The sequence below is a fragment of the Lonsdalea populi genome (genome assembly GCF_015999465.1).
GTDB classification, from domain to species: Bacteria; Pseudomonadota; Gammaproteobacteria; order Enterobacterales; family Enterobacteriaceae; genus Lonsdalea; species Lonsdalea populi.
The window spans coordinates 3,790,151-3,812,746 of record NZ_CP065534.1 but is presented as its reverse complement, the minus strand read 5'-3'; the positions used below and the strand labels follow the sequence as shown (position 1 = coordinate 3,812,746).

Genomic DNA, 22,596 nt, shown 5'->3' with positions numbered 1-22,596 from the left:
TTTCACAGTGTTACTCCCAGTCGTTCCAGCAGGATATCGGGCGAGACAAAGCTCAGCGTCTGGCTTCCTTCCTCCACCGCCACCTGAATGGTGTAGCCGGTAGTGGTGCGTTGTCCGCTGTCTATATCGAAAATTTGGTAGGCGATCCGCAGCCGGTTCTCCACTTCCTCCACCGTCGCGCGAACGCGAATACGCTGTTCGTAGGTCAGCGGCGAGCGGTATTTAACGCGGGTATCCACGACCGGCCAGACATAGCCGGATGCTTTCATTTCCCGGTAGCCATAGTTGAACTTGCTCAACAGCGCTTCACGCGCCACCTCGAAAAAGCGGAAGTAGTGGCCATGCCACACCACGCCCATCGGGTCGCAATCGTGGAATGAAACCGTTATCTCCACATCGTGACTCAGGCGGGGATCGTTCAGTGCACTCATCTTTTTTTCCTATTTGCCGACGTCTCGTCCGGCAAACTCCAAAAATCAAAAAAATTAAACCAGTCGAGAGGGGCTTTCAGCGCATAGTGCGCCAGCCTCCCGGCATAGCGGTCGATAACCTGTTGCAACGCCTCCTGGCGCGACCTTCTGGGCAGCATGATAGGATCGGCGAATGGCTCGCAGTAAACCCGAAGCTGGTTTTGTTCACGAAGGACAAACATCAGTAACACCGGGCAGCGCAGCGCGGCCGCGAGAACAAACGGCCCCTGCGGGAAGGGGGCGGGACGTCCCATAAAATCACTCCAGACGACGCGCTGCTGAACGCCCCGATGACGATGGACGGCAAGGCGGTCGCCGACTATCGCGACCCACTCGCCCGCATCCAGCTTTTGCTGCAACAGCATCGCGGTTTCCGGTCCGATGTCACGAAGGGGGATCAGATTTACGCCCGCCTGCGGCGTCAAGCTCTCCTGAATCTGCCGGAAGCGTTGGGCATTATCGGTAAACACCAGGGCGTTAATCACCAATCCACTGACCTGTTGGGCCATGCCGCGACACGCTTCGATGTCGCCGAGATGGGAGGCCAGGATCAATTGTCCCCGCTCCCGTCCTTGATGGATGACGTCCAGCGCGCCCGGCGCAAAGTCGATCTCCTTACCCCAGTGCAACTCCCCGCGCCAGCTGGCGATTTTATCCAGCATCGCGTAGCCAAAACGCAGAAAATGGCGATAGCTGTTTAAGGGACGCGGCAGCGCAATCCCCCGACCATCCGCATAGTCATGAACCTGAGCCAGCCACTGGCAAGACGCCTGCCGCTGCGCCTTTCCGGTCAACCAGTAAAAAGCGATGACGGGCCACAGCAGCAGGGAAAAACCTCGCCGTCCCAGCCATTGATAGACGGCCAACATGAAGCGCATGCCCAGCAAACCTTTACGTTCGGCAATCTGCGCCCAGTGCGTGCGGCGACGGCGGAACAATAAAGAGGGTATGCGCGGCAACATGCCGAAAAACAGGCGGGTGTGCATCCAGGAGATACGAAGATTGTCTCGCAGCGTATCAAAATGCGAGATGCCATTGTCTGGATAGGTGACGCGTGTCTCAATGAAACGGCTGGCGGTGCCTTGCCAGTAAAGCCGGACCATGATTTCCGTGTCGAAATCCATCCGTAGGCCTATCGTCCGTTGAGACGTCAGCGCCAGCGTGGCCGCCAACGGGTAAACTCGAAATCCACACATGCTGTCTTTGATCGAGAGGGAAAGCGTCTCGACCCAGACCCAGAAATGGGTGACGTAGCGGCCGTAGAGGCGAGATTTAGGCACGGAGGCGTCATAACGCGGACGCCCCGAAATCAGGCTCTCAGGGTACGCGCGGGCGTCGTCCAGCAGCCGAGGAATATCCTCAATCTGATGCTGTCCGTCCGCATCCACCTGCAACGCGTGCGTATAGCCTGCGGCCGCAGCGGTTTCGAACCCCACGATCACCGCCGCGCCTTTACCCTGATTCTTCGCAAGACGCACCAGCGCCACGCGATCGTTTTCGCGGGCCAGTTGTTCCAACTGCTGCTGCGTGGCCGTCTCGCTGCCGTCATCCACGATAAAAACAGGCAGATCGAAAGGCGCCAGTCGCGCCAGAACCCCGGGCATCATGCCGCCGTGGTTATAGCAGGGGATCACTACGCAGGGTAAGAAATCGCGGTTCACTGACATAGGGTGATTTTCCCGTTGCTCGCCGGCAGTTCGTCGCCTCGCGCCCGCACGATGTGGTAGCAGAACGCCAGCTGTCGTTTGTCTTCCTTCCAGTTCAGGGTAAGACGCAGCGTATTGCCTGGGAGTACGGGGCGTTGAAACTTGAGGCTTTCCACCGCGCAGAAACGCCACTGCGGCGCCAGGATCTCCACGCCATAACGCATCGCCCAGTCGAGCTGAGCGATGCCGGGGAGCAGCGGTTGTTGGGGGAAATGGCCGCGGAACCAAAACAGACGCTCGTCGGCGCGCAGCATCAGCTCCGCCTGGCTCTCATGGGTTGTCCGGGAGATCTCAACGGGCAGCATGGAAAAGTTCCTGTATTTGTGGCCAGGCGCGCTTGCTCTGCGTGTTGACGGGAATGGCCTCGACGATGCGCCACAGCCGCGGCATCGCGACCGGCTCCAGCCACTGATGCAGCTCATGACGCCATTTTCGTTTCAGATTCGGCAGGTTCACGGCCCGATGAGGGGATTTGAGGACCAGCACCACGCCGATACAGGCACGATCGCCCCGCTTGACCTGCACCGCTACCGCGTCTTCGATTTCAGGCAGTGACAGCAGTCGACGTTCGATTTCACTGAGAGAAATACGCTTATCTTCGACTTTCAAAATACGATCGTGACGACCGCACAGTACGAACCGCCCGTCGCCGGTGAACGCCAGCTTGTCGTCCAGTCGAAGCCCTTCCGGCTGTGGAATCAGGGCCGAACGCACCCACCAGTCGCCCGAGTCATCCGCCTGATGCATCACGCCGTCGAACGGCGTCCAGACGGCCTTTTCTCCGTCACGCGAACACCATGCCATGACGCCGGTTTCGGTACTGCCGTAAATCTCGTCGATCGGATGACCTAACCCCTGCGCCGCCTTCTGCGCGGACGTCCAGGGCAGCGCGCCTCCCGCGGAGACAATCAGCTGACAGCGCGGCACCGCCAATGCGTAATCCAGACGTCGTAAGAAAGCCGGACTGCTGATAAAAGCGTAGCGCTGTTCGCGGGGGAATGCCGCCAGCTGTTCGGTGTACATGATTTGTCGACTCTCAAAACTCAGGCCCAATGACATGGGCAACCAGATGCAGAACGTCAGGCCGTACATGTGCTGATGCGTGACCGAGGCGACAACGTGGCAACCCTGCAAACGCTCGCCCCACAGCGCCCCCAGCCAACGCGACTCTTCATCAAGGCAGCGGACTGGCTTAACCACCTGACGAGGGGTGCCGGTCGAACCCGAGGTAAACAGGACCACGCAGGCGCTATCCGGCATCGGCGGCAGCTCGCAGTTCGGCGATGCCGAATGCGTTTCGGCGCTGAGGGTCACGACAGGGCAATCCAGAGGCAGCGCGCTGTCCGTCAGTACGCCATCGAAATCGCTTATCTGCTCTTGCAGCACCGACGAACGACAGTGGCCGGGAATAATGGGTGTCTTACCCGCATGCAGCGACGCCAGCAACCCCACGCTAAACAGGTAGCTGTCTTCAAAACAAAGCGCCCACCGCTGGGCGTTGTGGGCCAACAGCTGCTCGCATAGTAAAGTTACCTGCTGACGCAGCATGGCAAGCGTAAACACCTGCGAACCCTGGCTGGCCACTCGGCGTTGCGCGCCATTCTCCAGCGATAACCAGTCGCAGACCGGAGAGACTTTTATCGTCTTCATCATCTCTTTCTCAGGCGTTGGCGCGTCAACCATTCGCCCCCCATCACTATCCCTATCAACACGTAACTTATCAGGCCGTTCCACAGGGTCCACCAGCGTAAATTTCCCGCCAGACAGGTCCACGCCGCGACGCTGCCGTTAAACACGAAAAACAGGCACCACATCTGCGTCACTTTGCGCGTATAGCGAATGGCCTCAGGCGGCAGGTCCGGTTCTTTCAGACGGGCCAGCCGTTCAACGATCGGCATGCAGCTGTAAAGCGATCCGCCAAATAGACCCAGCATCACCAGATTCACCACCACCGGATACCCCATCAGCCACTGGGTATCCTGCAACCACAGGCTCGTCAGGCAAAGGAGCGCCCCGATGGCCGCCAGCAGGCCCCCGGTTTCTCTGAACAGTCGCTTATCTCTGGATAACGCGTAAAAACGCAAAAGAAACACCAGTGCCAGCAGAGGCAGGATCCAACGTTGATGGGGGTGCGTGACGCTAAACCACACCAGAAAAGGCCAGCTCAGCGTCAGCAGCACGCTCAGACCGGCCGTCAATCTGGAGAAAATTTTCCCTGACGATAAACCGTTATTGCCCTTCATTGAGCAGATGTTCGACGGCAGTAACGACGTCCTGCACGGTGCGTACAGATTTGAAGGTTTCCGGAGAGATTTTCCGTCCGATGCGTTTTTGCAGGTGAACCACCATATCCACAGCATCGATGCTGTCGAGTTCCAGATCCTCATACAAGCGGGACTCAGGAGTGATATCGTCCGCATCAAGCTCGAAAAGCTTAACCAGCAACCCGGTGACTTCCTGATAAATATCGTTCTTATCCATAATTAACCCATTGTTTTATCATCAGAATTCACTGAACGCTGCGCGGTGATGAACGCAGCCAGAGTGGCGACAGAGAAGAAATGCTGACGCATCGCTTCACTTTCTGCAGAGAGCACGACGCCATAACGATTTTTAACCGCCAGCCCTAGTTCAAGTGCATCAATAGAATCCAAACCGAGCCCGTCGCCAAACAACGGCGCATCGGTCTCAATCTCATCAACGCTTACCTCTTCGAGGTTCAGTGCATCAATCATCATTTGTTTGATTTCAATGAAAAGACTATCCATAACTCATACCTGTTTTTTTGAATAATAATGAAATTAAAGCGTTAACGAATCTTGTAAAAAACGAGTCAGGCGTCGCGCGGCCAAAGAGGGTTCGTCGCCCTGTCCGACAAAATCCTGGCTGCTAATGCGATCCTGAACCGTGACGGTCAACAACGGTTTTATGCGGGGAACGTGGTACCAGCGGTCGTGTTTACCCAGCGTCTGCTGGGTACTACGAATATGGACGATGCGGAGATCGCAGCCGCAGCGAACGGCGATATTTGCCGCACCGCGTTGCAACACCAGCGGCCGCCCGGGGTCGGTTCGGGTTCCCTCGGGGAAAATCATGATGGCCTCTCCGCGCTTCAAGCGCCGTTCGCACTCCGGCAGCAAGGTATAGGACTGGCTGTTGATCAGGTAGTCCGCCGAACGGATGACCCCGCGAAAGAACACATTTTTCAACAGCTCGGCCTTCACCAGACAATCCACTTCCGGCATGACCGACGCCAGCATGACATAGTCGATCAGCGTGGGATGATTGGCGATAACGAGACAACCGCGGTCTCTCCTGAGCGTTTCCCCCCCTTCTATTTTGTAGTCCAGCACGCCCAATGTACGAACGCACCAGAGGAAAAACCGAAAGCTCGCGGAGATGCTGCGACGCGCCAGCTGCCGGCGGCATAGTGCGCCGCAGGGCATAAGCAGCAGTAAGTTGAACCACACCAGCGAAAGCAGCAGTCCGCCCAGGCTGAACATGCCGAAACAGAAGCCGGTCATCGCCAGCCGCCAGCCTCGGTTTAGCCAGGAAGAGGGAGCCATTGGCGCAATAGCATCATCACTCATAGCGCGCCTTCCACTGCCAGCTGACGTTGGCGCCCTCAATGTTAAATGTCTTTTTTTGCGCTAATACCGCCTGCAAAAATTGCAGACTTTGGGGCGTTCCAGGCTCTTCCGCCACACTTAAAGGAGAGGATGCACACGTCAGGTCATCGCCGGGAGCCAGGAGCAGCGCAACGGCATAAGGGTAACGCGGCACCTGTTCCGGCAGTTTATCGTCGAAAAAGGCAGGCACCGCGCCATCAAAATCCACCAGCACGACATGGCGATATCCCGCCTTATGCAGTGCGGCGACTTCCAGTAGCCCCTGCTGAAAGGAGTCCAGCCCTGCCGCAATCGACGTCGACACTAACGATGATCGGGCGGCGATAGTCAGACTTCCCACCGAGGAGTTATGCACAGACATCGTGAAGTCGGTAGGAGACAGGCTTTCCTGCTGCGACAGCGCCAGCAGGATGCGCAGGTTACGCTCCAGTTCGCCGTGACGGCTGGTAAATACGACGGCGTCGCCGCCATGCTGTTGTAACAGAGACAATCCGCAGTCGACCGAAAGCCGGCTACCGCTATTGAGACGTCTCGCCGTCATCATCGGCAGATGACGGCATTTGCCCACGGGTTGCTCAGGATCGATGGCACAGGGCGTTTTCGCCCAGCGCTGCCAGTCGGTAAAATCATTTAAGCCCGGCGCTCTCGCCTGCCAGTCAAGGAGTGTAAAAGCAAAATTCATACTTGGTTTTCTTCTTTTCGGTATTTATCGTGTCGAAACTACCGGCTTTCCCTGACGTTAATTAATTGATGCAGCGGCTTTTTTACAGACCAATAACGTATGTCCCACGCCGATATTGTCGACCTGTTGTTCCACGTCCAGCCCCGCCTGAGCCAACAACGGTATAAAGCGCTTCGCGGCATAGAAACGGCTGTTACCGTTGGCAAGACAGGTAAAGTAAAGCGACGACATATTGAGGCTGAATGCGGCCGCTTCCCATTTCTGTCGATCCCAGAATATTTCCAGAATGCAAATCCTGGCTTCCGGCTGCATACTCCGCGTGATCTTGCATAAAATCCACACAATCTGCTCTTCGCTGAAGCAATCGAGAAATTGGCTCATCCACCAGATATCGGCCTCTGTCGGCAAAGCATCGTCAGAAAGGATGTCGGCGGCCATGCCGCTGATGCGGCCGGACTTACCGGCTTGCGCCACGGCCGTTTTCGCTAACGCTATCTGTTCAGGTAAATCGACCAGAGTGATGTGGACATCCGGATTGTAGTCATGGCACAACATCGCCCATTTACCGGTATTGCCACCCACGTCATACAACTGCCGGGGACCATACTGAAACACGTAGGGCAACGCAGCTTTAAACGCCGCATCCGAGTAAAAGTGATCGAAAGCAAACCAACTTTCCCGCGCCTTCGGTGGTAACACGCTCAAAGCCGGATAGATCGTCGGCCAATCGCCAAAAACGCGTAATCCCGCCGGCTTGTTTTCTGATAAGGCCTTATCGAGATAGAACATGCCCTGATAACAAACGTCCTGGGTAAAATCCATATTCACCCGCGTCATACGATCACGAATAAGGTAATGCCCTGTTTTGGTCAGGAAATAATGATCATTTTTCAGGTAAACGAGGCGACCGCTCAATCCTGCGTCCAGCAAAAGCTCCACAGCATAACGATTTAAATCGACGGCGGAAATAATGTCATTCAGCGAGGCGCCTGTCTGTCCGCGTTCGTCCAGAAAAGGCAAAATGCCGTAATCTCGCAAATTGACCGCCGCCTGAAACAACAGGGGGGCAAAGGCGATACGCTGAGCTTCGGTAATTGCGTCTAAGGCGCTGAGATTATCTTTATCGTATCCGTAAGACACAGCATTCCCCTGAAAATAAATAAAAATAACAGGCCGAATAAATTTGTCCGGCCCAGATGATTATTTAATAAGTTGAGCTGACAGACGCAATTGAATTTCCCGATCCAGATTATTTATCCAGCGGTTGTAATTACGATGGATTTTACCATTGCCCGCTTTAAGATTCTGGCTGCTGACATAGTTGATGGAGTAGCTACTGGTCGAATAGTTGATGCGAATATCCGCAATATGACCGCGCTGGTCGATATGACCATTAATCACGCCAGGAGAGACCGGCGTCATAATCCATTCACGCTGCTGACCCGCCTGAAGAATGGCTGTTTTTACCTGGTCGATGGTGTAATGGCCGGTAATGGGTTTATTCACATTCAGAATATAAGCGCTCCTGGATGAACAACCCACTAATGTAAAGAGACACACCAGACACGCGGCTAAAATACGAAACTTTTTCATAGAATCCCTGTAAGAATTTCACCATTTGGTCTGCCTGATTCAAAACGGCAGTCATGGATGCGAAGCCGAAAAAAAGAACACGCATCACTGCGCACATATTACCCAAAAATGTAACTTTTTTACAAAAATTATCATAATTCAGTCGAACGAGCGCTCACTAAACAACCGGCCAAACGTAAATAAAAAAAGTCATCAAGGCAGTAAGGATTAAAACGGCGGCGGGGCGGAAATATTTATAACGGAATAAAATAAAAGGGGAAAATAACGTCAGCCAGAGAATATGAACATGATTTCTCTGGCCGACGAGGCAGGCTTAATTACTCAACGGTGACGGATTTAGCCAGGTTACGCGGCTGGTCGACATCCGTCCCTTTTATTAAGGCAACGTGGTAAGCCAGCAGCTGAAGCGGCACGGTGTAGAAGATAGGGGCAATCACATCTTCCACATGCGGCAGAGAAATGATTTTCATCATGTCGCTGTCCGAGGTGAATCCCGCTTCTTCATCCGCGAAGACATACAGTTCGCCGCCTCGAGCACGGACTTCCTCAATGTTGGATTTGAGTTTTTCCAGCAAATCGTTGTTGGGCGCGACCACCACAACCGGCATATCCGCATCGATCAACGCCAGCGGACCATGTTTCAACTCACCGGCAGCGTAGGCTTCCGCGTGAATATAGGAGATCTCTTTGAGCTTGAGCGCCCCTTCCATCGCTATCGGATACTGGTCGCCACGCCCCAGAAACAGCGCGTGGTGCTTGTCGGAGAAGCCTTCCGCCAGCGATTCAATCAGCTTATCCTGGGATAAGATCTGCTCCAGACGCGCAGGCAAGGCCTGTAGCGCGTGTACGATGTCGTGCTCGACCTGAGGATCCATACCGCGCAGACGCCCGATGCGCGCCACCAGCATCAGCAATACCGTCAGCTGAGTGGTGAAAGCCTTGGTCGACGCCACGCCAATTTCAGTGCCGGCTTTGGTCATCAACGCCAAATCGGACTCGCGAACCAGCGACGAGCTGGCCACGTTACAAATCGCCAGCGAGCCCAGATAGCTAAGCGACTTCGACAAACGCAGCGCCGCCAGCGTATCGGCGGTTTCCCCAGACTGGGACAGCGTAATCATCATGCTGTTACGCCGCACCGCCGGCTTGCGATAACGGAATTCGGAAGCGATTTCAACATCGCACGGAATACCGGCCAGCGACTCAAACCAGTAGCGGGACACCATTCCAGAGTTGTAGGAGGTTCCACAGGCGATAATCTGCAAATGCTCGACTTTCGACAGCAGTTCGTCTGCATGCGCTCCCAGTTCGGATAGATCGATCTCGCCGTGGCTGAAACGGCCTTCCAGCGTGTTTTTGATCGCCAGAGGCTGTTCATAAATCTCTTTCTGCATGTAATGCCGGTGGGTACCCTTGTCGCCGGCGTCGTACTGCACGTTGGATTCAATCTCATCGCGCGTCACTTCCGCACCGTGACGATCGAAAATACGTACCTTACGGCGAGTGATTTCGGCGATATCTCCCTCTTCCAGAAAGATAAAGCGACGCGTCACCGGCAATAACGCCAGCTGATCGGAAGCAATGAAGTTTTCTCCTACGCCGCGGCCAATGACCAGCGGACTGCCGGAACGCGCGGCCACCAGAACGTTGGGATCGCGGCGGTCCATGAGCACCATGCCGTAAGCGCCGCGCAGCTGAGGAATGACGCGCTTGACGATATCAATCAGCGAACCGCCCTTCTCTTTCTGCTCCCAGCGCACTAGATGCGCGACGACTTCCGTATCCGTTTCGGAAACGAACTGAAAGCCCCGATCGATCAGCGTTTCACGCAGCGGCTCATAGTTTTCAATGATGCCGTTATGCACCACGACGATGTTTTCAGACACATGCGGATGCGCATTCGCTTCCGATGGTTCGCCATGCGTCGCCCAGCGCGTATGGGCGATCCCGGTGCCGCCGTGCAGCGGATGTTCATCCGCCGCCTGGGCCAGCATCTGAACTTTACCCAGACGACGCAGACGGGTCAGATGCCCTTCGTTATCGACCACCGCCAGACCGGCCGAATCGTAGCCTCGGTATTCCAGACGGCGTAACCCTTCCAGCAGGATTTCAGCAATATCTCGTTGCGCGACTGCGCCTACAATTCCACACATACAATGGTATTCCTATTAAGGCGACATACTGTGTCACCGATGAAGTCTTTGACCTGATTAATCCGGTTCATTCCGGGCTCCCCGAGCCTTGTAGAGTGGGGAATTATTATGTTTTGGCCTGCGAGTTCGCGCATCAACGTGAAAATGCAGGACAAAACCGTCTTTCATCAAGACATTACCCATCCCGCCCCTGTTCAGACGGGATGCTCTGTTCGACAATGGCGCACATCAGCCGCCATTGCTGCTGCGATTTACTGTGTTTTCACCGGCCTCCGCCAGCCCGCAATATTAGTCTGCTGGACACGGCTGAGCACCAGCTCGTTCTCGCCGACGTCGCGAGTCACCGTGGTGCCGGCGCCGAGGGTCGCTCCCTTGCCGACGCGAACCGGCGCTACCAGTTGGGTATCAGAGCCCACGAACACGTCGTCGCCGATGATGGTTTGATGTTTGTTGGCTCCGTCATAATTACAGGTGATGGTGCCGGCGCCGATATTCACGTTCGAGCCGATATCGGCATCGCCCAGATAAGTCAGGTGACCCGCTTTGGAACCCTTACCCAAGCGGGCTTTTTTCATTTCAACGAAGTTGCCGACATGAGCGCCTTCCGCCAGCTCGGCGCCAGGTCGCAGACGCGCAAAAGGACCGATAGTGCATTTCGCTTCCAGCACGGCGTCTTCTAGCACGGAGTATGGACTGACTTCGCAGTCATCACCAATGACGCTGTTTTTGATCACGCAGCCTGCGCCGATCGTGACGCGATCGCCCAGCGTGATCTGACCTTCCAGGATGACGTTGCTGTCAATGGTGACGTCGCGGCCAAACGTCACGTTGCCGCGCAGATCGAAGCGCGCCGGATCCTGTAGCATCACTCCTGCCAGCAGCAGCTTCTCCGCCTGTTCCTGCTGATAGATGCGCTCCAGACGCGCCAGCTGGAGACGGTTATTGACGCCTTCCACCTCGCTGGCACACTCAGGGTGTACCGCTGCAACGCAGCGTCCTTCCTGAGCGGCCAACGCGATGATATCGGTGATGTAGTACTCGCCCTGGGCATTGTTATTGGTCAGCTGGCTCAACCAGCGCTTCAGATCGCGTCCGCCCGCCACCAGAATACCGGTATTGATTTCGCCGATTTCACGCTGCGCCTCGCTGGCATCTTTATGTTCCACGATGCCGACCACCTCTTGATCCTGCCGCACGATCCGGCCGTATCCCGTAGGATCGGTCACATTTACGGTTAGCAGGCCGATACCGCCCTCGGGCTTCGCCTGCACCAGACGCTTCAGCGTCGCTTCGGAGATCAACGGCACATCGCCATACAGCATCAGGACATCTTCGTCATCGGTAAACGCTGGCGCCGCCTGCTGCATCGCATGTCCCGTCCCCAGTTGTTCGGCCTGCAACACCCAGTTCAGCGCTTCGCCGGACAGCGTCTTTTTCAGGCGATCGCCGCCGTGGCCATAGACCAGATGAACGCGCTCGGCACCCACCTTCATGGCGGTATCAATCACGTGTTGAACCATCGGTTTACCGGCCAGCGGGTGGAGAACTTTGGGAAGATCGGAATACATGCGCGTCCCCTTGCCGGCGGCAAGAATAACGACGCTGATAGCACTGTTCGACATAGGTATCCTGACTGAAACTGATTGGTGCCCACTAAGTGGGACGAATGAAAGTTAACCCTATTATTACACCGGATTACTACATATTTTTCAGCGAAAAATCCTGCTTGGTCTCATTTTGCGAGATAACACCGACTAAATGGCATATTCCTCCTCGAATGTGTCCATTTTGCGACGCTTTCAGGTGTTGCTCCCCTCAACATCGCCCGGATCACGGGTATAAAAAAAGCCAGCAGGTAAAAACCGGCCGGCTTTTTGGAGACTGTCTCTGTTACATCGATTTTCTGGTCAGCTCGATAACGCGCAGTTTAGCAATGGCTTTGCTCAGTTCAGCAGAGGCCTGAGCATAATCCACGTCACCATGTGAACTACGGATATGCTCTTCAGCCTTGCGTTTCGCTTCCAAAGCCCGCGCTTCATCAAGATCCTGCCCACGGATGGCGGTATCAGCCAAAACGGTGACCGCGTTCGGCTGTACCTCAAGGGTACCACCGGACAGGTAGATGAACTCTTCATCACCGTGTTGCTTAACAATACGCACCATACCAGGCTTAATGGCCGTCAGCAGGGGGGCGTGACCAGGGTAAATCCCCAGCTCGCCTTCGCTACCGGTCACCTGAATTTTCTGTACCAGGCCGGCGAACATTGCCTGTTCCGCACTCACGACATCCAGATGGTAAGTCATAGCAGCCATGTCACCCTCCTATCAAGGCGTTACAGTTTCTTGGCTTTTTCCACGGCTTCGTCAATGGAACCCACCATGTAGAACGCCTGTTCCGGCAGGTGGTCGTATTCTCCGTCCATGATGCCTTTAAAGCCACGGATGGTCTCTTTAAGAGAGACGAATTTACCCGGAGAACCCGTGAACACTTCTGCCACGAAGAACGGCTGAGACAGGAAGCGCTGGATCTTACGAGCACGGGATACGACCAGTTTGTCTTCTTCAGACAGTTCGTCCATACCCAGAATCGCGATGATGTCTTTCAGTTCCTGGTAACGCTGCAGAATGGACTGCACGCCACGAGCCACATCATAGTGTTCCTGACCGACAACCAGCGGATCCAGCTGACGGCTGGTGGAATCCAGCGGGTCAACGGCCGGGTAGATACCCAGAGACGCGATCTGACGGCTCAGTACCACGGTTGCATCCAAATGAGCAAAGGTGGTGGCTGGCGACGGGTCGGTCAAGTCATCCGCTGGGACGTAAACGGCCTGTACGGACGTGATGGATCCGGTTTTCGTAGAAGTGATACGTTCCTGCAGCACACCCATTTCTTCCGCCAGCGTCGGCTGGTAGCCTACCGCGGAAGGCATACGGCCCAGCAGTGCGGACACTTCGGTGCCGGCCAGCGTGTAACGGTAGATGTTATCGATGAACAGCAGAACATCGCGACCTTCATCACGGAATTTCTCCGCCATGGTCAGACCGGTCAATGCCACGCGCAGACGGTTACCCGGCGGCTCGTTCATCTGGCCATACACCAGGGACACTTTATCCAGAACGTTGGATTCGTTCATTTCGTGGTAGAAGTCGTTACCTTCACGAGTACGTTCCCCCACCCCCGCAAACACGGAGTAACCGGAGTGCTCGATAGCGATGTTACGAATCAGTTCCATCATGTTGACGGTTTTACCCACACCGGCGCCGCCAAGCAGGCCGACTTTACCGCCCTTGGCGAACGGACACATCAGGTCGATAACCTTGATACCCGTTTCCAGCAGTTCCTGGGAGTTGGACAGATCTTCGTAATCCGGCGCTTCGCGGTGGATAGCCCAACGCTCTTCTTCGCCGATATCGCCCTTCATGTCGACCGGCTCGCCCAGTACGTTCATGATACGACCCAGCGTCGCTTTACCTACCGGCACTTCGATAGGGTGACCAAGGTTAGCAACGTCCAGGCCGCGACGCAGACCGTCTGAAGAACCCATTGCAATACAGCGAACAACGCCGCCGCCTAACTGCTGCTGTACTTCCAGCACCAGTTTTTCAGCACCGTTTTCAACCTCAAGCGCATCGTACACCTTCGGTACGGCATCCTGAGGGAACTCGACGTCCACCACGGCGCCGATTACCTGGATAATCTTTCCAGTAGCCATCTTGAATCCTCTACGTAATTCGACAATACGTAATTCGTAAACCTAGCTTAAACCGCGGAGGCTCCCCCGACGATCTCGGTGAGTTCCTGAGTGATGCTGGCCTGACGAGCTTTGTTGTATACCAACTGCAGCTCTTTAATCAGATTACCGCCGTTATCGGTGGCGGCCTTCATCGCAACCATTCGCGCGGCCTGCTCGCTGGCCAGGTTCTCTACGACGCCCTGATAAACCTGAGACTCCACATAACGGCGCAACAGTGTATCCAGCAGCGACTTAGGATCCGGTTCATACAGATAATCCCAGGATTTTTTCTTCAGCGTACTGTCTTCCGCCGGGGGCAGAGGCAGTAATTGAACAACCTGAGGCTCCTGAGACATGGTATTGATAAACTTGTTGCTCACCACATACAGCTTGTCCAGACGACCTTCGTCATAGGCCTGCAGCATGACTTTTACCGGCCCGATCAATTCGGACAGGCTGGGGGCATCGCCCATACCAGTAACCTGAGCGACAACGTTTCCGCCAACGGAATTGAAGAAAGAGACGCCTTTCGAACCGACCAGCGCCAGATCGCTTTCTACGCCCTTGTCGCCCCACTCTTTCATCTCGGCCAGAAGCTTTTTGAACAGGTTAATATTCAAGCCGCCGCACAGGCCACGGTCTGTAGACACCGCAAAATACCCGACGCGCTTAACTTCGCGCTCTTCCAGGTATGGATGTCTGTACTCCAAATTACCTAACGCAAGGTGACCAATCACTTTGCGAATAGTTTCAGCATAAGGACGGCTGGCCACCATACGATCCTGCGATTTACGCATTTTGGAAGCGGCGACCATCTCCATCGCTTTAGTGATCTTCTGCGTATTCTGGACGCTTCCGATCTTACTACGTATCTCTTTTGCGCCGGCCATCTTAGCTTCTCCTCAATAGCCTAGCGGTCCGCCTCTCGGCAGACCGCGGCAATTACCAGGACTGGGTTGCTTTAAAGGTATCGAGGATAGTTTTGAATTGACCCTCGATTTTATCGTTATAAGCACCCGTCTGGTCGATCTGCTGCAGAAGTTCGCCGTGCTCACGGCTAGCATAAGCCAGCAGCGCCGCTTCGAAGCTTCCCACTTTAGACAGCTCAACGTCTTCCAGATAACCGCGCTCTGCGGAGAACAGCACCAGAGACTGCTGCGCGATGGACATCGGCGCGTACTGTTTCTGTTTCAGCAGTTCAGTCACTTTCTGACCGTGATTCAGCTGTTTACGCGTTGCATCATCCAGATCGGAAGCAAACTGAGAAAACGCCGCCAGTTCACGATACTGTGCCAGCGCGGTACGAATCCCCCCGGACAGTTTCTTCATGATCTTGCTCTGAGCCGCACCACCCACACGGGATACGGAGATCCCCGGGTTAACAGCAGGACGAATACCGGCGTTGAACAGGGTGGATTCCAGGAAAATCTGACCATCGGTAATGGAAATAACGTTGGTCGGAACGAACGCGGAAACGTCACCAGCCTGAGTTTCAATGATAGGCAGCGCCGTCAAAGAACCCGTTTTGTCCTTCACTTCACCATTGGTGAATTTTTCTACGTACTCCGAGTTAACACGCGCAGCACGTTCCAGCAGGCGGGAGTGCAGATAGAACACATCGCCCGGGAATGCTTCACGGCCCGGCGGACGGCGCAGCAGCAGAGAAATCTGACGATAAGCGACAGCCTGTTTGGACAGGTCATCGTAAATGATCAGCGCGTCTTCGCCGCGGTCACGGAAATATTCACCCATCGCACAACCGGCATAAGGCGCCAGGTATTGCAAAGCGGCAGATTCGGATGCCGTAGCTACCACCACGATGGTATTAGCCAGCGCGCCATGCTCTTCCAGTTTGCGAACCACGTTGGAAATAGTGGACGCTTTCTGACCGATAGCGACATAGATACATTTGATGCCGGAATCACGCTGATTGATGATGGCGTCAATGGCCAGCGCGGTTTTACCGGTCTGACGGTCGCCGATGATCAGCTCACGCTGACCGCGGCCGATAGGAATCATCGCGTCGACGGATTTGTAACCGGTTTGCACTGGCTGGTCGACAGACTGACGTTCGATTACGCCCGGCGCAATCGCTTCAACGGCCGCGAAGCCGTCGTGCTCTACCGGACCTTTACCGTCGATAGGCGCACCCAGAGTGTTGACCACTCGGCCTAGCAGGCCACGGCCTACCGGCACTTCCAGAATACGGCCGGTACATTTGACTTTCATGCCTTCGGCCAGGTCCGTATAGGGACCCATAACCACTGCCCCCACGGAGTCGCGCTCCAGGTTCAGTGCGATGGCATAACGGTTGCCGGGCAGAGAAATCATTTCCCCCTGCATGACGTCGGCCAGACCGTGTACATGGATGATCCCGTCACCGACGGAAACGATAGTACCTTCGTTGTGAGCTTCACTCACAACATTGAACTGAGCAATCCGCTGCTTGATCAGTTCACTGATTTCGGTGGAATTCAGTTGCATGCTCCAGTCCCCTTAAGACTGCAAGACGTCTGCCAGACGCTCCAGACGACCACGAATACTGCCGTCTATCACCATATCGCCTGCGCGAATGATCACGCCGGCCATAACAGACTTATCAATTTTGCAATTCAGCTTCACTTTACGTGACAGACGTTGTTCCATCGCAACCGCTATCTTGGATAGCTGCTGCTCGCTCAACGTCGCGGCGGAAATCACCTCGACATTAACTGTCGATTCCTGTGCCGCACGAAGTTGAACAAACTGTTCCAGCACTTCAGTAAGCACCGGTAAACGCCCGTTTTCGGCCATAACCCGAATTAGGTTTTGGCCCGCATCATCCAGTTGATCACCGCATACCTCGATGAAGGTATTCGCCAGCGTTTGCGGCGCAACAGCGCCGGAAAGCAGTTCGGCGATCAGTTCATCTCGGCTTACTTCCGCAGCAAATGCCAGCATGTACTGCCAGTGTTCAACCGCCTGGTGTTCTGCGGCAAAGTCAAAAGCTGCTTTGGCGTAGGGGCGAGCTACCGTGACAAATTCAGACATCAGCCCCTTCCTCCTTACAGTTCAGCGACCAGTTTATCGACGATGTCGCTGTTGGCAGCTTCATCCACGGAACGTTCAATAATTCTCTCGGCACCCGCAATGGCCAGCGAGGCGACCTGCTTACGCAGCTCTTCACGAGCGCGCTTGCGTTCAGCGTCAATCTCAGCCTGGGCCTGCGCCACAATTTTGTTGCGTTCCGTTTCTGCTTCCACTTTCGCTTCTTCCAGAATCTGAGCGCGTTGCTTATTCGCCTGCTCAATAATGACCTGAGCATCCGCTTTAGCTTTCTTCAGTTGATCGGTCGCATTGGCCTGCGCTAGGTTCAGATCGTTCTTGGCGCGTTCTGCAGAAGACAGACCGTCAGCAATTTCTTTTTGACGCTTCTCAATGGCAGCCATAATCGGCGGCCATATGTACTTCATGCAGAACAGGACAAACAGGACAAACGCAATGGCCTGGCCGAGGATTGTAGCGTTAATATTCACAGCACAATGCCTCTTCGTAAGTTAAATGGTTGATGTTCCACCACCTGACAAGCGCAAACTTGTTTAGGCGACCGCAAACATCACATACAGACCCAAACCAACAGCGATCATCGGGATTGCATCCACCAGACCCATTACGATAAAGAACTGTGTACGCAGCAGAGGAATCAGATCGGGCTGACGTGCAGCGCCTTCCAAAAATTTACCACCCAGAATGCCGATACCGATCGCAGCACCGATAGCCGCCAAACCCATCATCAACGCGGCAGCCATGTACAGCAGATCCACACTCAGGTTTTCCATGACAGTCTCCAGTTTGTTTCAGTTAAAACGTTATTGTGTTGAAAGAAAATCAATGCTCTTCAGATGCCATCGAGAGATAAACAACCGTCAGAACCATGAAAATAAAGGCCTGAAGCGTGATGATCAGGATGTGGAAAATGGCCCATGGGACATTCAACAACCATTGAGACCACCACGGCAACAAACCGGCAATCAGGATGAAGATCAACTCACCCGCATACATGTTGCCAAACAGTCGCAAACCCAGTGAAACCGGTTTGGACAGCAGGCTGACACCTTCAAGAATCAGGTTGACAGGAATAAAGACAGGATGATTAAACGGCTGCAGTGTCAGCTCTTTGACAAAGCCGCCCACGCCTTTCATTTTGATGCTGTAGAACAGAATCAGAATGAAAACGCCTAACGCCATCGACAGCGTAATGTTTACATCGGCGGAAGGCACCACGCGCAAATAGGCATGAGCAGGATCGTACCCGGCGGCGCTATAAATCTTCGCCCAAATTTGCGGCAGCAAATCGATCGGCAGCAGGTCCATAAAGTTCATCAGGAAAACCCAGACGAAAATGGTCAGCGCCAAAGGAGCAATCAACTTGCTCTTGCCGTGATACATGTCACGCACGCTGCTATCAACGAAACCGACGACCAGCTCAACTGCGGTTTGCAGCTTGCCAGGCACGCCGCTGGTTGCGTTTTTAGCGACTGAACGAAAGATGACCAGAAAGAGTATGCCAAGAGCGACTGAGAAAAACATCGAATCGATGTTGATAGCCCAGAAGCCTGAACCCACCTGTAAATGCGTCAGATGATGGCCGATATACTCTTGCGGAGTAGAGATTTCTCCTGAAGCAGACATGATGTCTCTTACCCTTTATGTTGTTAACTACGGTAACGGTTAATGACAGCGGGTGCCACGATCTGGATGACCAACACAGACAAGTATGTCAGGCCAAGCGGAAGGAACGCCGCATGGAACCCGCCTAACGCCACCACCAACAATGCAATGGTGAAGAGCATTTTCAGCGCTTCGCCCACAGCAAATGACCAGGCAATGCGTCCTGCCGACGGTGTCTGCACGTTCCGTAAGGCTAACAGCATAAACACCATATTCGGCAACCAGGCTGCCAATCCCCCGCCTAATGCGGAAACCGCGGCTTGGTGGCTTACCGTGGCGAAAATAGCGCTCAACGCCAACAGCACCACACATTGTATCAGCAACGAATGCAGCGCGACCTTCCCATTGTAAAGGGGTACAGACATGACGCTTGCTCTCCCCGTACCTTTTCTAATAGGTATCCTGAACAAAGTCGTATAAAACTGCCTTTAGCGCATCGAGTCAAGCAGCAAAAAACGAGCAAATTATACGTTTCAGCCATGCGAATTCAATCAATAAGTAGCCAAAAGGTGAACGATTATTTAAATTTATTTCAGAAGCCTTATTTTTACTCGCTATGCTGTTAACACGACTTTAATAAAACCGGCACTAAATCGGCTACATTGTGTGATATCACTCACATAAAACGCGTTACAGCGTTTTATATACGATCGGCTTTTTTTTTGTCTTTAGCAAAAATAGCTATTTTTATTTATTTAATTTCAAATAGTTAAAAACCAACACTCAGCAAACATAACAAAACCACAGCGAAAACCGGTTATTGACATTCCGAATGATTTTATCTCACATCATTAACACGTATCCGTCACTTAAAACGGCACCGAAATTGCCAGGCTGTTTAAAAAAACACCCCCCCACACTCTCGTCAAAATGCATTAAAGACACCGCTGTGTAACATCACATTAAAATTACTGAGGCCGCTAATTTATCACGTGCACGCCCCTGACTATCGGGCGATAAGTGCGATTACTTCGTGCTTATTTGATAAAAAACAACATTAAAGCTGACGCAAGATGACCAAATGACGCTCCCCCTCCTGCTCGGGTACGCTCAATTTGACGATAGACTCAGCGGAACTGCCCTCCGGCAAGGCATTCAGCTCATCATCGGGAAGTACGCCTTTAAGCGCGTAAAAACGCCCCTGAGGACGCGACGGAAGATGGTGACACCATTCGACCATATCCTGCAGAGAAGCGAAGGCGCGGCTGATGACACCGTCAAACGCAGGATCCGCGGGGAAGTCCTCAACGCGGCTCTGCACCGGTTCGATATTTTCCAACTGCAGCTCATGCTGCACCTGACGGAGAAAACGTACACGCTTGCCCAAGCTGTCTAACAGGACGAAATGGGAGTCAGGACGAATGATGGCCAACGGAATGCCGGGCAGGCCCGGACCGGTGCCGACATCGATAAAACGCAGTCCTTTCAGATGCGGTTCCACCACCAGGCTATCCATGATGTGGCGCACCAGCATTTGGCCGGGCTCGCGCACCGAAGTCAGATTATAGGCCTTGTTCCACTTATTCAGCAGTTCAACATACTGTATCAGCTGTGTTTTCTGGCGATCGGTCAACGTTATACCTGCGCTGTCCAGCAGGAGGTTTAGTTTCGTAAGCACGCAAAATCCTGATTTTTCGTTCTGTTAGCTCGATAGACATCATGCAGCGCGGCGTTCGGCCGCGCTCTTTTAGGCGCTGCGGCGCAGCATCCCTTGTTTCTTCAACCACACCAGCAAAATGGAGATGGCGGCAGGCGTGACGCCGGAGATACGGGATGCCTGGCCGATCGAGCCCGGCTTGTGATCGTTGAGCTTGGCGACCACTTCGTTTGAGAGCCCGCTGACCTGACGATAGTCCAGATCGGCCGGCAGCAAGGTATTTTCATTACGCTGCTGTTTTTCGATCTCTTCCAACTGACGGGCGATATAGCCTTCGTATTTGACCTGAATCTCGACCTGTTCCGCCGCTTTGTCATCGGTCAGCGCCGGAGCGAACATCGGCAGCTGGGTTAGCAGCGCATAGTCGATTTCAGGGCGACGCAGCAAATCTTCACCATTGGCTTCACGCGACAGCGGCGCTTTCAGCAGCGAGTTAATCTCGGCAACCTGTTCCGAATGTGGGTGGACGAATACATCGCGCAGGCGCTGCCGCTCTTTCTCGATGCTTTCCAGCTTGTCGTTGAAATGCGCCCAGCGAGCATCGTCCACCATCCCAAGCTGTCGACCTTGCTCGGTCAGACGCAGGTCCGCATTGTCTTCCCGCAGCATCAGCCGGTATTCCGCGCGCGAGGTGAACATGCGGTACGGCTCTTTGGTGCCCAGCGTGCAGAGATCGTCCACCAGCACGCCGATGTAGGCCTGATCGCGGCGAGGAGTCCATCCTTCCTGCTCGAAAGCCAGCCGTGCTGCATTAAGTCCTGCCAGCATGCCTTGAGCCGCGGCCTCTTCATAACCGGTGGTGCCGTTGATCTGGCCGGCGAAGAACAAGCCGTGGATAAATTTGTTTTCCAGCGTCGGTTTGAGATCGCGGGGATCGAAAAAGTCATATTCGATCGCGTAGCCCGGACGAACAATGCGTGCATTTTCCATCCCGACCATCGAGCGAACAATCTGCCATTGCACGTCGAACGGCAGGCTGGTCGAGATACCGTTCGGGTATATTTCGTTGCTGGTCAGTCCTTCCGGCTCCAGGAAGATCTGGTGAGCATTGCGGTCGGCGAAGCGCATGACTTTGTCTTCGATAGACGGGCAGTAACGGGGACCGATGCCTTCGATAATGCCGGCGTACATCGGGCTGCGATCCAAATTATTACGGATCACCTCATGCGTATGTTCGTTGGTATGCGTGATGTAGCACGGCATCTGCGCCGGATGCTGACTGGTGTTTCCCATGAAGGAGAAGACCGGCATCGGGTTGTCGCCATGCTGTTGGCCCAGCACGCTGAAATCGATAGTGCGTGCGTCGATACGCGGCGGTGTCCCTGTTTTCAGACGGCCGACGCGCAGCGGCAGTTCCCGCAGACGTCTGGCCAGCGGAATGGACGGCGGATCGCCAGCACGGCCACCGCTGTAGTTATCCATTCCGATATGAATTTTGCCGTCCAGGAAAGTCCCGACGGTTAGAACGACGGATTTAGAGCGGAATTTCAGCCCCATCTGGGTGACGACGCCCACTACGCGATCGTTTTCCACTATCAGATCATCAACGGCCTGCTGGAAGATCGTCAGGTTCTCTTGATTCTCCAGCGCCGTTCTCACCGCCAGCCGATACAGAACGCGGTCTGCCTGAGCACGGGTTGCGCGAACCGCTGGCCCTTTGCTGATGTTTAGTATCCTAAACTGAATACCCGCCTGGTCGATAGCGCTGGCCATCAGGCCGCCCATGGCGTCGATCTCTTTGACCAGATGTCCTTTTCCGATTCCGCCAATCGCTGGGTTGCATGACATTTGTCCCAGCGTATCAATGTTATGCGTCAGTAAAAGGGTTTGACGTCCCATTCGAGCAGAAGCCATCGCGGCTTCTGTGCCGGCGTGACCTCCGCCGATCACAATGACGTCAAAAGGATCTGGATAAAACATGGTACTGCACCTCGCGTGGTTGCGAACGATCGTTACGGCCCTGGGGTGGGGGATTCTACTCAAGTTTGTTCGAACGACCAAGCGCGGTTGATCGTCAGGTAATTAAAGAAAGATCTTTTTATTTAAAGATCTCTTTATTAGATCTCTTATTAGGATCGACGTTATCTGTGGATAACCCAAAATTCGTAAGAAAGATCAACCCTTTGATCGGGATCATTAGCTGTGAAAGAACGGTGATCCCACACAGTATAAGCTGGGATCCGAATGGGGAGTTATGCACAGGTCAGAAAACGAGCGGCAGTTGTTATTGGGATAACTACCGGTTTTACCCTTGTTGTA

24 protein-coding genes are annotated in these 22,596 nt (G+C 54.2%); all 24 read right to left on the bottom strand.

Annotation, left to right across the window (positions count from 1 at the left end; all coding sequences use genetic code 11):
• Positions 1-2: 2 nt before the first annotated feature.
• A complete protein-coding gene (locus I6N93_RS16935; protein WP_085687737.1) occupies positions 3-431 on the bottom strand; it encodes an acyl-CoA thioesterase in 429 nt (142 codons plus the stop codon).
• Positions 428-2,137, bottom strand: coding sequence for a glycosyltransferase family 2 protein (locus I6N93_RS16930; RefSeq protein WP_085687739.1), 1,710 nt, complete (start codon positions 2,135-2,137; stop codon positions 428-430). The genes I6N93_RS16935 and I6N93_RS16930 overlap by 4 nt, the downstream gene beginning before the upstream one ends.
• Positions 2,128-2,481, bottom strand: coding sequence for a 3-hydroxyacyl-ACP dehydratase FabZ family protein (locus I6N93_RS16925; RefSeq protein ID WP_085687741.1), 354 nt, complete (start codon positions 2,479-2,481; stop codon positions 2,128-2,130). Before I6N93_RS16925 ends, I6N93_RS16930 begins: the two co-directional genes overlap by 10 nt.
• Entirely contained in the window at positions 2,468-3,826 is a 1,359-nt protein-coding gene (locus tag I6N93_RS16920; protein ID WP_085687808.1) for an AMP-binding protein, read from the bottom strand. Before I6N93_RS16920 ends, I6N93_RS16925 begins: the two co-directional genes overlap by 14 nt.
• The gene (locus tag I6N93_RS16915; protein ID WP_085687743.1) at positions 3,826-4,419 is read right to left on the bottom strand and encodes a COG4648 family protein; all 594 of its coding nucleotides are present in this window, start codon (positions 4,417-4,419) and stop codon (positions 3,826-3,828) included. The genes I6N93_RS16920 and I6N93_RS16915 overlap by 1 nt, the downstream gene beginning before the upstream one ends.
• Positions 4,406-4,657: an acyl carrier protein gene (locus I6N93_RS16910; RefSeq protein ID WP_026738595.1), complete on the bottom strand. Its 252-nt coding sequence runs from the start codon at positions 4,655-4,657 to the stop codon at positions 4,406-4,408. Before I6N93_RS16910 ends, I6N93_RS16915 begins: the two co-directional genes overlap by 14 nt.
• 2 nt (positions 4,658-4,659) lie before the next feature.
• Positions 4,660-4,944 carry a phosphopantetheine-binding protein gene (locus I6N93_RS16905; protein WP_085687745.1) on the bottom strand — a complete coding sequence of 95 codons (285 nt, stop codon included), beginning with the start codon at positions 4,942-4,944 and terminating at the stop codon, positions 4,660-4,662.
• Positions 4,945-4,977: 33 nt separating this feature from the next.
• Positions 4,978-5,766, bottom strand: coding sequence for a lysophospholipid acyltransferase family protein (locus I6N93_RS16900; protein WP_085687747.1), 789 nt, complete (start codon positions 5,764-5,766; stop codon positions 4,978-4,980).
• On the bottom strand, positions 5,759-6,487 hold the full coding sequence (locus tag I6N93_RS16895; protein ID WP_085687749.1) for a beta-ketoacyl synthase chain length factor: 729 nt from the start codon (positions 6,485-6,487) through the stop codon (positions 5,759-5,761). The genes I6N93_RS16900 and I6N93_RS16895 overlap by 8 nt, the downstream gene beginning before the upstream one ends.
• Before the next feature lie 57 nt (positions 6,488-6,544).
• The gene (locus I6N93_RS16890) at positions 6,545-7,627 is read right to left on the bottom strand and encodes a methyltransferase (RefSeq protein ID WP_085687751.1); all 1,083 of its coding nucleotides are present in this window, start codon (positions 7,625-7,627) and stop codon (positions 6,545-6,547) included.
• A gap of 60 nt (positions 7,628-7,687) precedes the next feature.
• Positions 7,688-8,080: a hypothetical protein gene (locus tag I6N93_RS16885; protein ID WP_085687753.1), complete on the bottom strand. Its 393-nt coding sequence runs from the start codon at positions 8,078-8,080 to the stop codon at positions 7,688-7,690.
• Between the two features lie 317 nt (positions 8,081-8,397).
• Positions 8,398-10,233 (bottom strand): glutamine--fructose-6-phosphate transaminase (isomerizing), encoded by a 1,836-nt coding sequence (gene glmS / locus I6N93_RS16880; RefSeq protein ID WP_085687754.1) that lies wholly within the window; start codon positions 10,231-10,233, stop codon positions 8,398-8,400.
• 251 nt (positions 10,234-10,484) lie between these two features.
• Positions 10,485-11,855, bottom strand: coding sequence for a bifunctional UDP-N-acetylglucosamine diphosphorylase/glucosamine-1-phosphate N-acetyltransferase GlmU (gene glmU, locus I6N93_RS16875; protein ID WP_085687756.1), 1,371 nt, complete (start codon positions 11,853-11,855; stop codon positions 10,485-10,487).
• Positions 11,856-12,123: 268 nt separating this feature from the next.
• A complete protein-coding gene (locus tag I6N93_RS16870) occupies positions 12,124-12,537 on the bottom strand; it encodes a F0F1 ATP synthase subunit epsilon (protein ID WP_026738603.1) in 414 nt (137 codons plus the stop codon).
• Between the two features lie 29 nt (positions 12,538-12,566).
• Positions 12,567-13,949: a F0F1 ATP synthase subunit beta gene (gene atpD / locus I6N93_RS16865; protein ID WP_085687758.1), complete on the bottom strand. Its 1,383-nt coding sequence runs from the start codon at positions 13,947-13,949 to the stop codon at positions 12,567-12,569.
• 47 nt (positions 13,950-13,996) lie between these two features.
• Positions 13,997-14,860, bottom strand: a complete 864-nt coding sequence (gene atpG, locus I6N93_RS16860; protein ID WP_085687759.1) for a F0F1 ATP synthase subunit gamma — start codon at positions 14,858-14,860, stop codon at positions 13,997-13,999.
• A 52-nt stretch (positions 14,861-14,912) separates the two neighbouring features.
• Complete coding sequence (atpA, locus tag I6N93_RS16855; protein WP_085687761.1) at positions 14,913-16,454, bottom strand: F0F1 ATP synthase subunit alpha; 1,542 nt, start codon at positions 16,452-16,454, stop codon at positions 14,913-14,915.
• 12 nt (positions 16,455-16,466) lie between these two features.
• The gene (gene atpH / locus I6N93_RS16850) at positions 16,467-17,000 is read right to left on the bottom strand and encodes a F0F1 ATP synthase subunit delta (protein ID WP_085687763.1); all 534 of its coding nucleotides are present in this window, start codon (positions 16,998-17,000) and stop codon (positions 16,467-16,469) included.
• Positions 17,001-17,014: 14 nt separating this feature from the next.
• Positions 17,015-17,485, bottom strand: a complete 471-nt coding sequence (gene atpF, locus I6N93_RS16845; RefSeq protein ID WP_026738608.1) for a F0F1 ATP synthase subunit B — start codon at positions 17,483-17,485, stop codon at positions 17,015-17,017.
• A gap of 63 nt (positions 17,486-17,548) precedes the next feature.
• Complete coding sequence (atpE, locus tag I6N93_RS16840) at positions 17,549-17,788, bottom strand: F0F1 ATP synthase subunit C (protein WP_005976545.1); 240 nt, start codon at positions 17,786-17,788, stop codon at positions 17,549-17,551.
• Positions 17,789-17,837: 49 nt separating this feature from the next.
• Positions 17,838-18,641, bottom strand: a complete 804-nt coding sequence (atpB, locus tag I6N93_RS16835) for a F0F1 ATP synthase subunit A (RefSeq protein WP_085687765.1) — start codon at positions 18,639-18,641, stop codon at positions 17,838-17,840.
• A gap of 23 nt (positions 18,642-18,664) precedes the next feature.
• The gene (gene atpI, locus I6N93_RS16830; protein ID WP_085687767.1) at positions 18,665-19,045 is read right to left on the bottom strand and encodes a F0F1 ATP synthase subunit I; all 381 of its coding nucleotides are present in this window, start codon (positions 19,043-19,045) and stop codon (positions 18,665-18,667) included.
• Positions 19,046-19,677: 632 nt separating this feature from the next.
• Complete coding sequence (gene rsmG / locus I6N93_RS16825) at positions 19,678-20,298, bottom strand: 16S rRNA (guanine(527)-N(7))-methyltransferase RsmG (RefSeq protein WP_085687769.1); 621 nt, start codon at positions 20,296-20,298, stop codon at positions 19,678-19,680.
• Between the two features lie 69 nt (positions 20,299-20,367).
• Entirely contained in the window at positions 20,368-22,257 is a 1,890-nt protein-coding gene (gene mnmG, locus I6N93_RS16820; RefSeq protein ID WP_085687771.1) for a tRNA uridine-5-carboxymethylaminomethyl(34) synthesis enzyme MnmG, read from the bottom strand.
• Positions 22,258-22,596 lie beyond the last annotated feature (339 nt).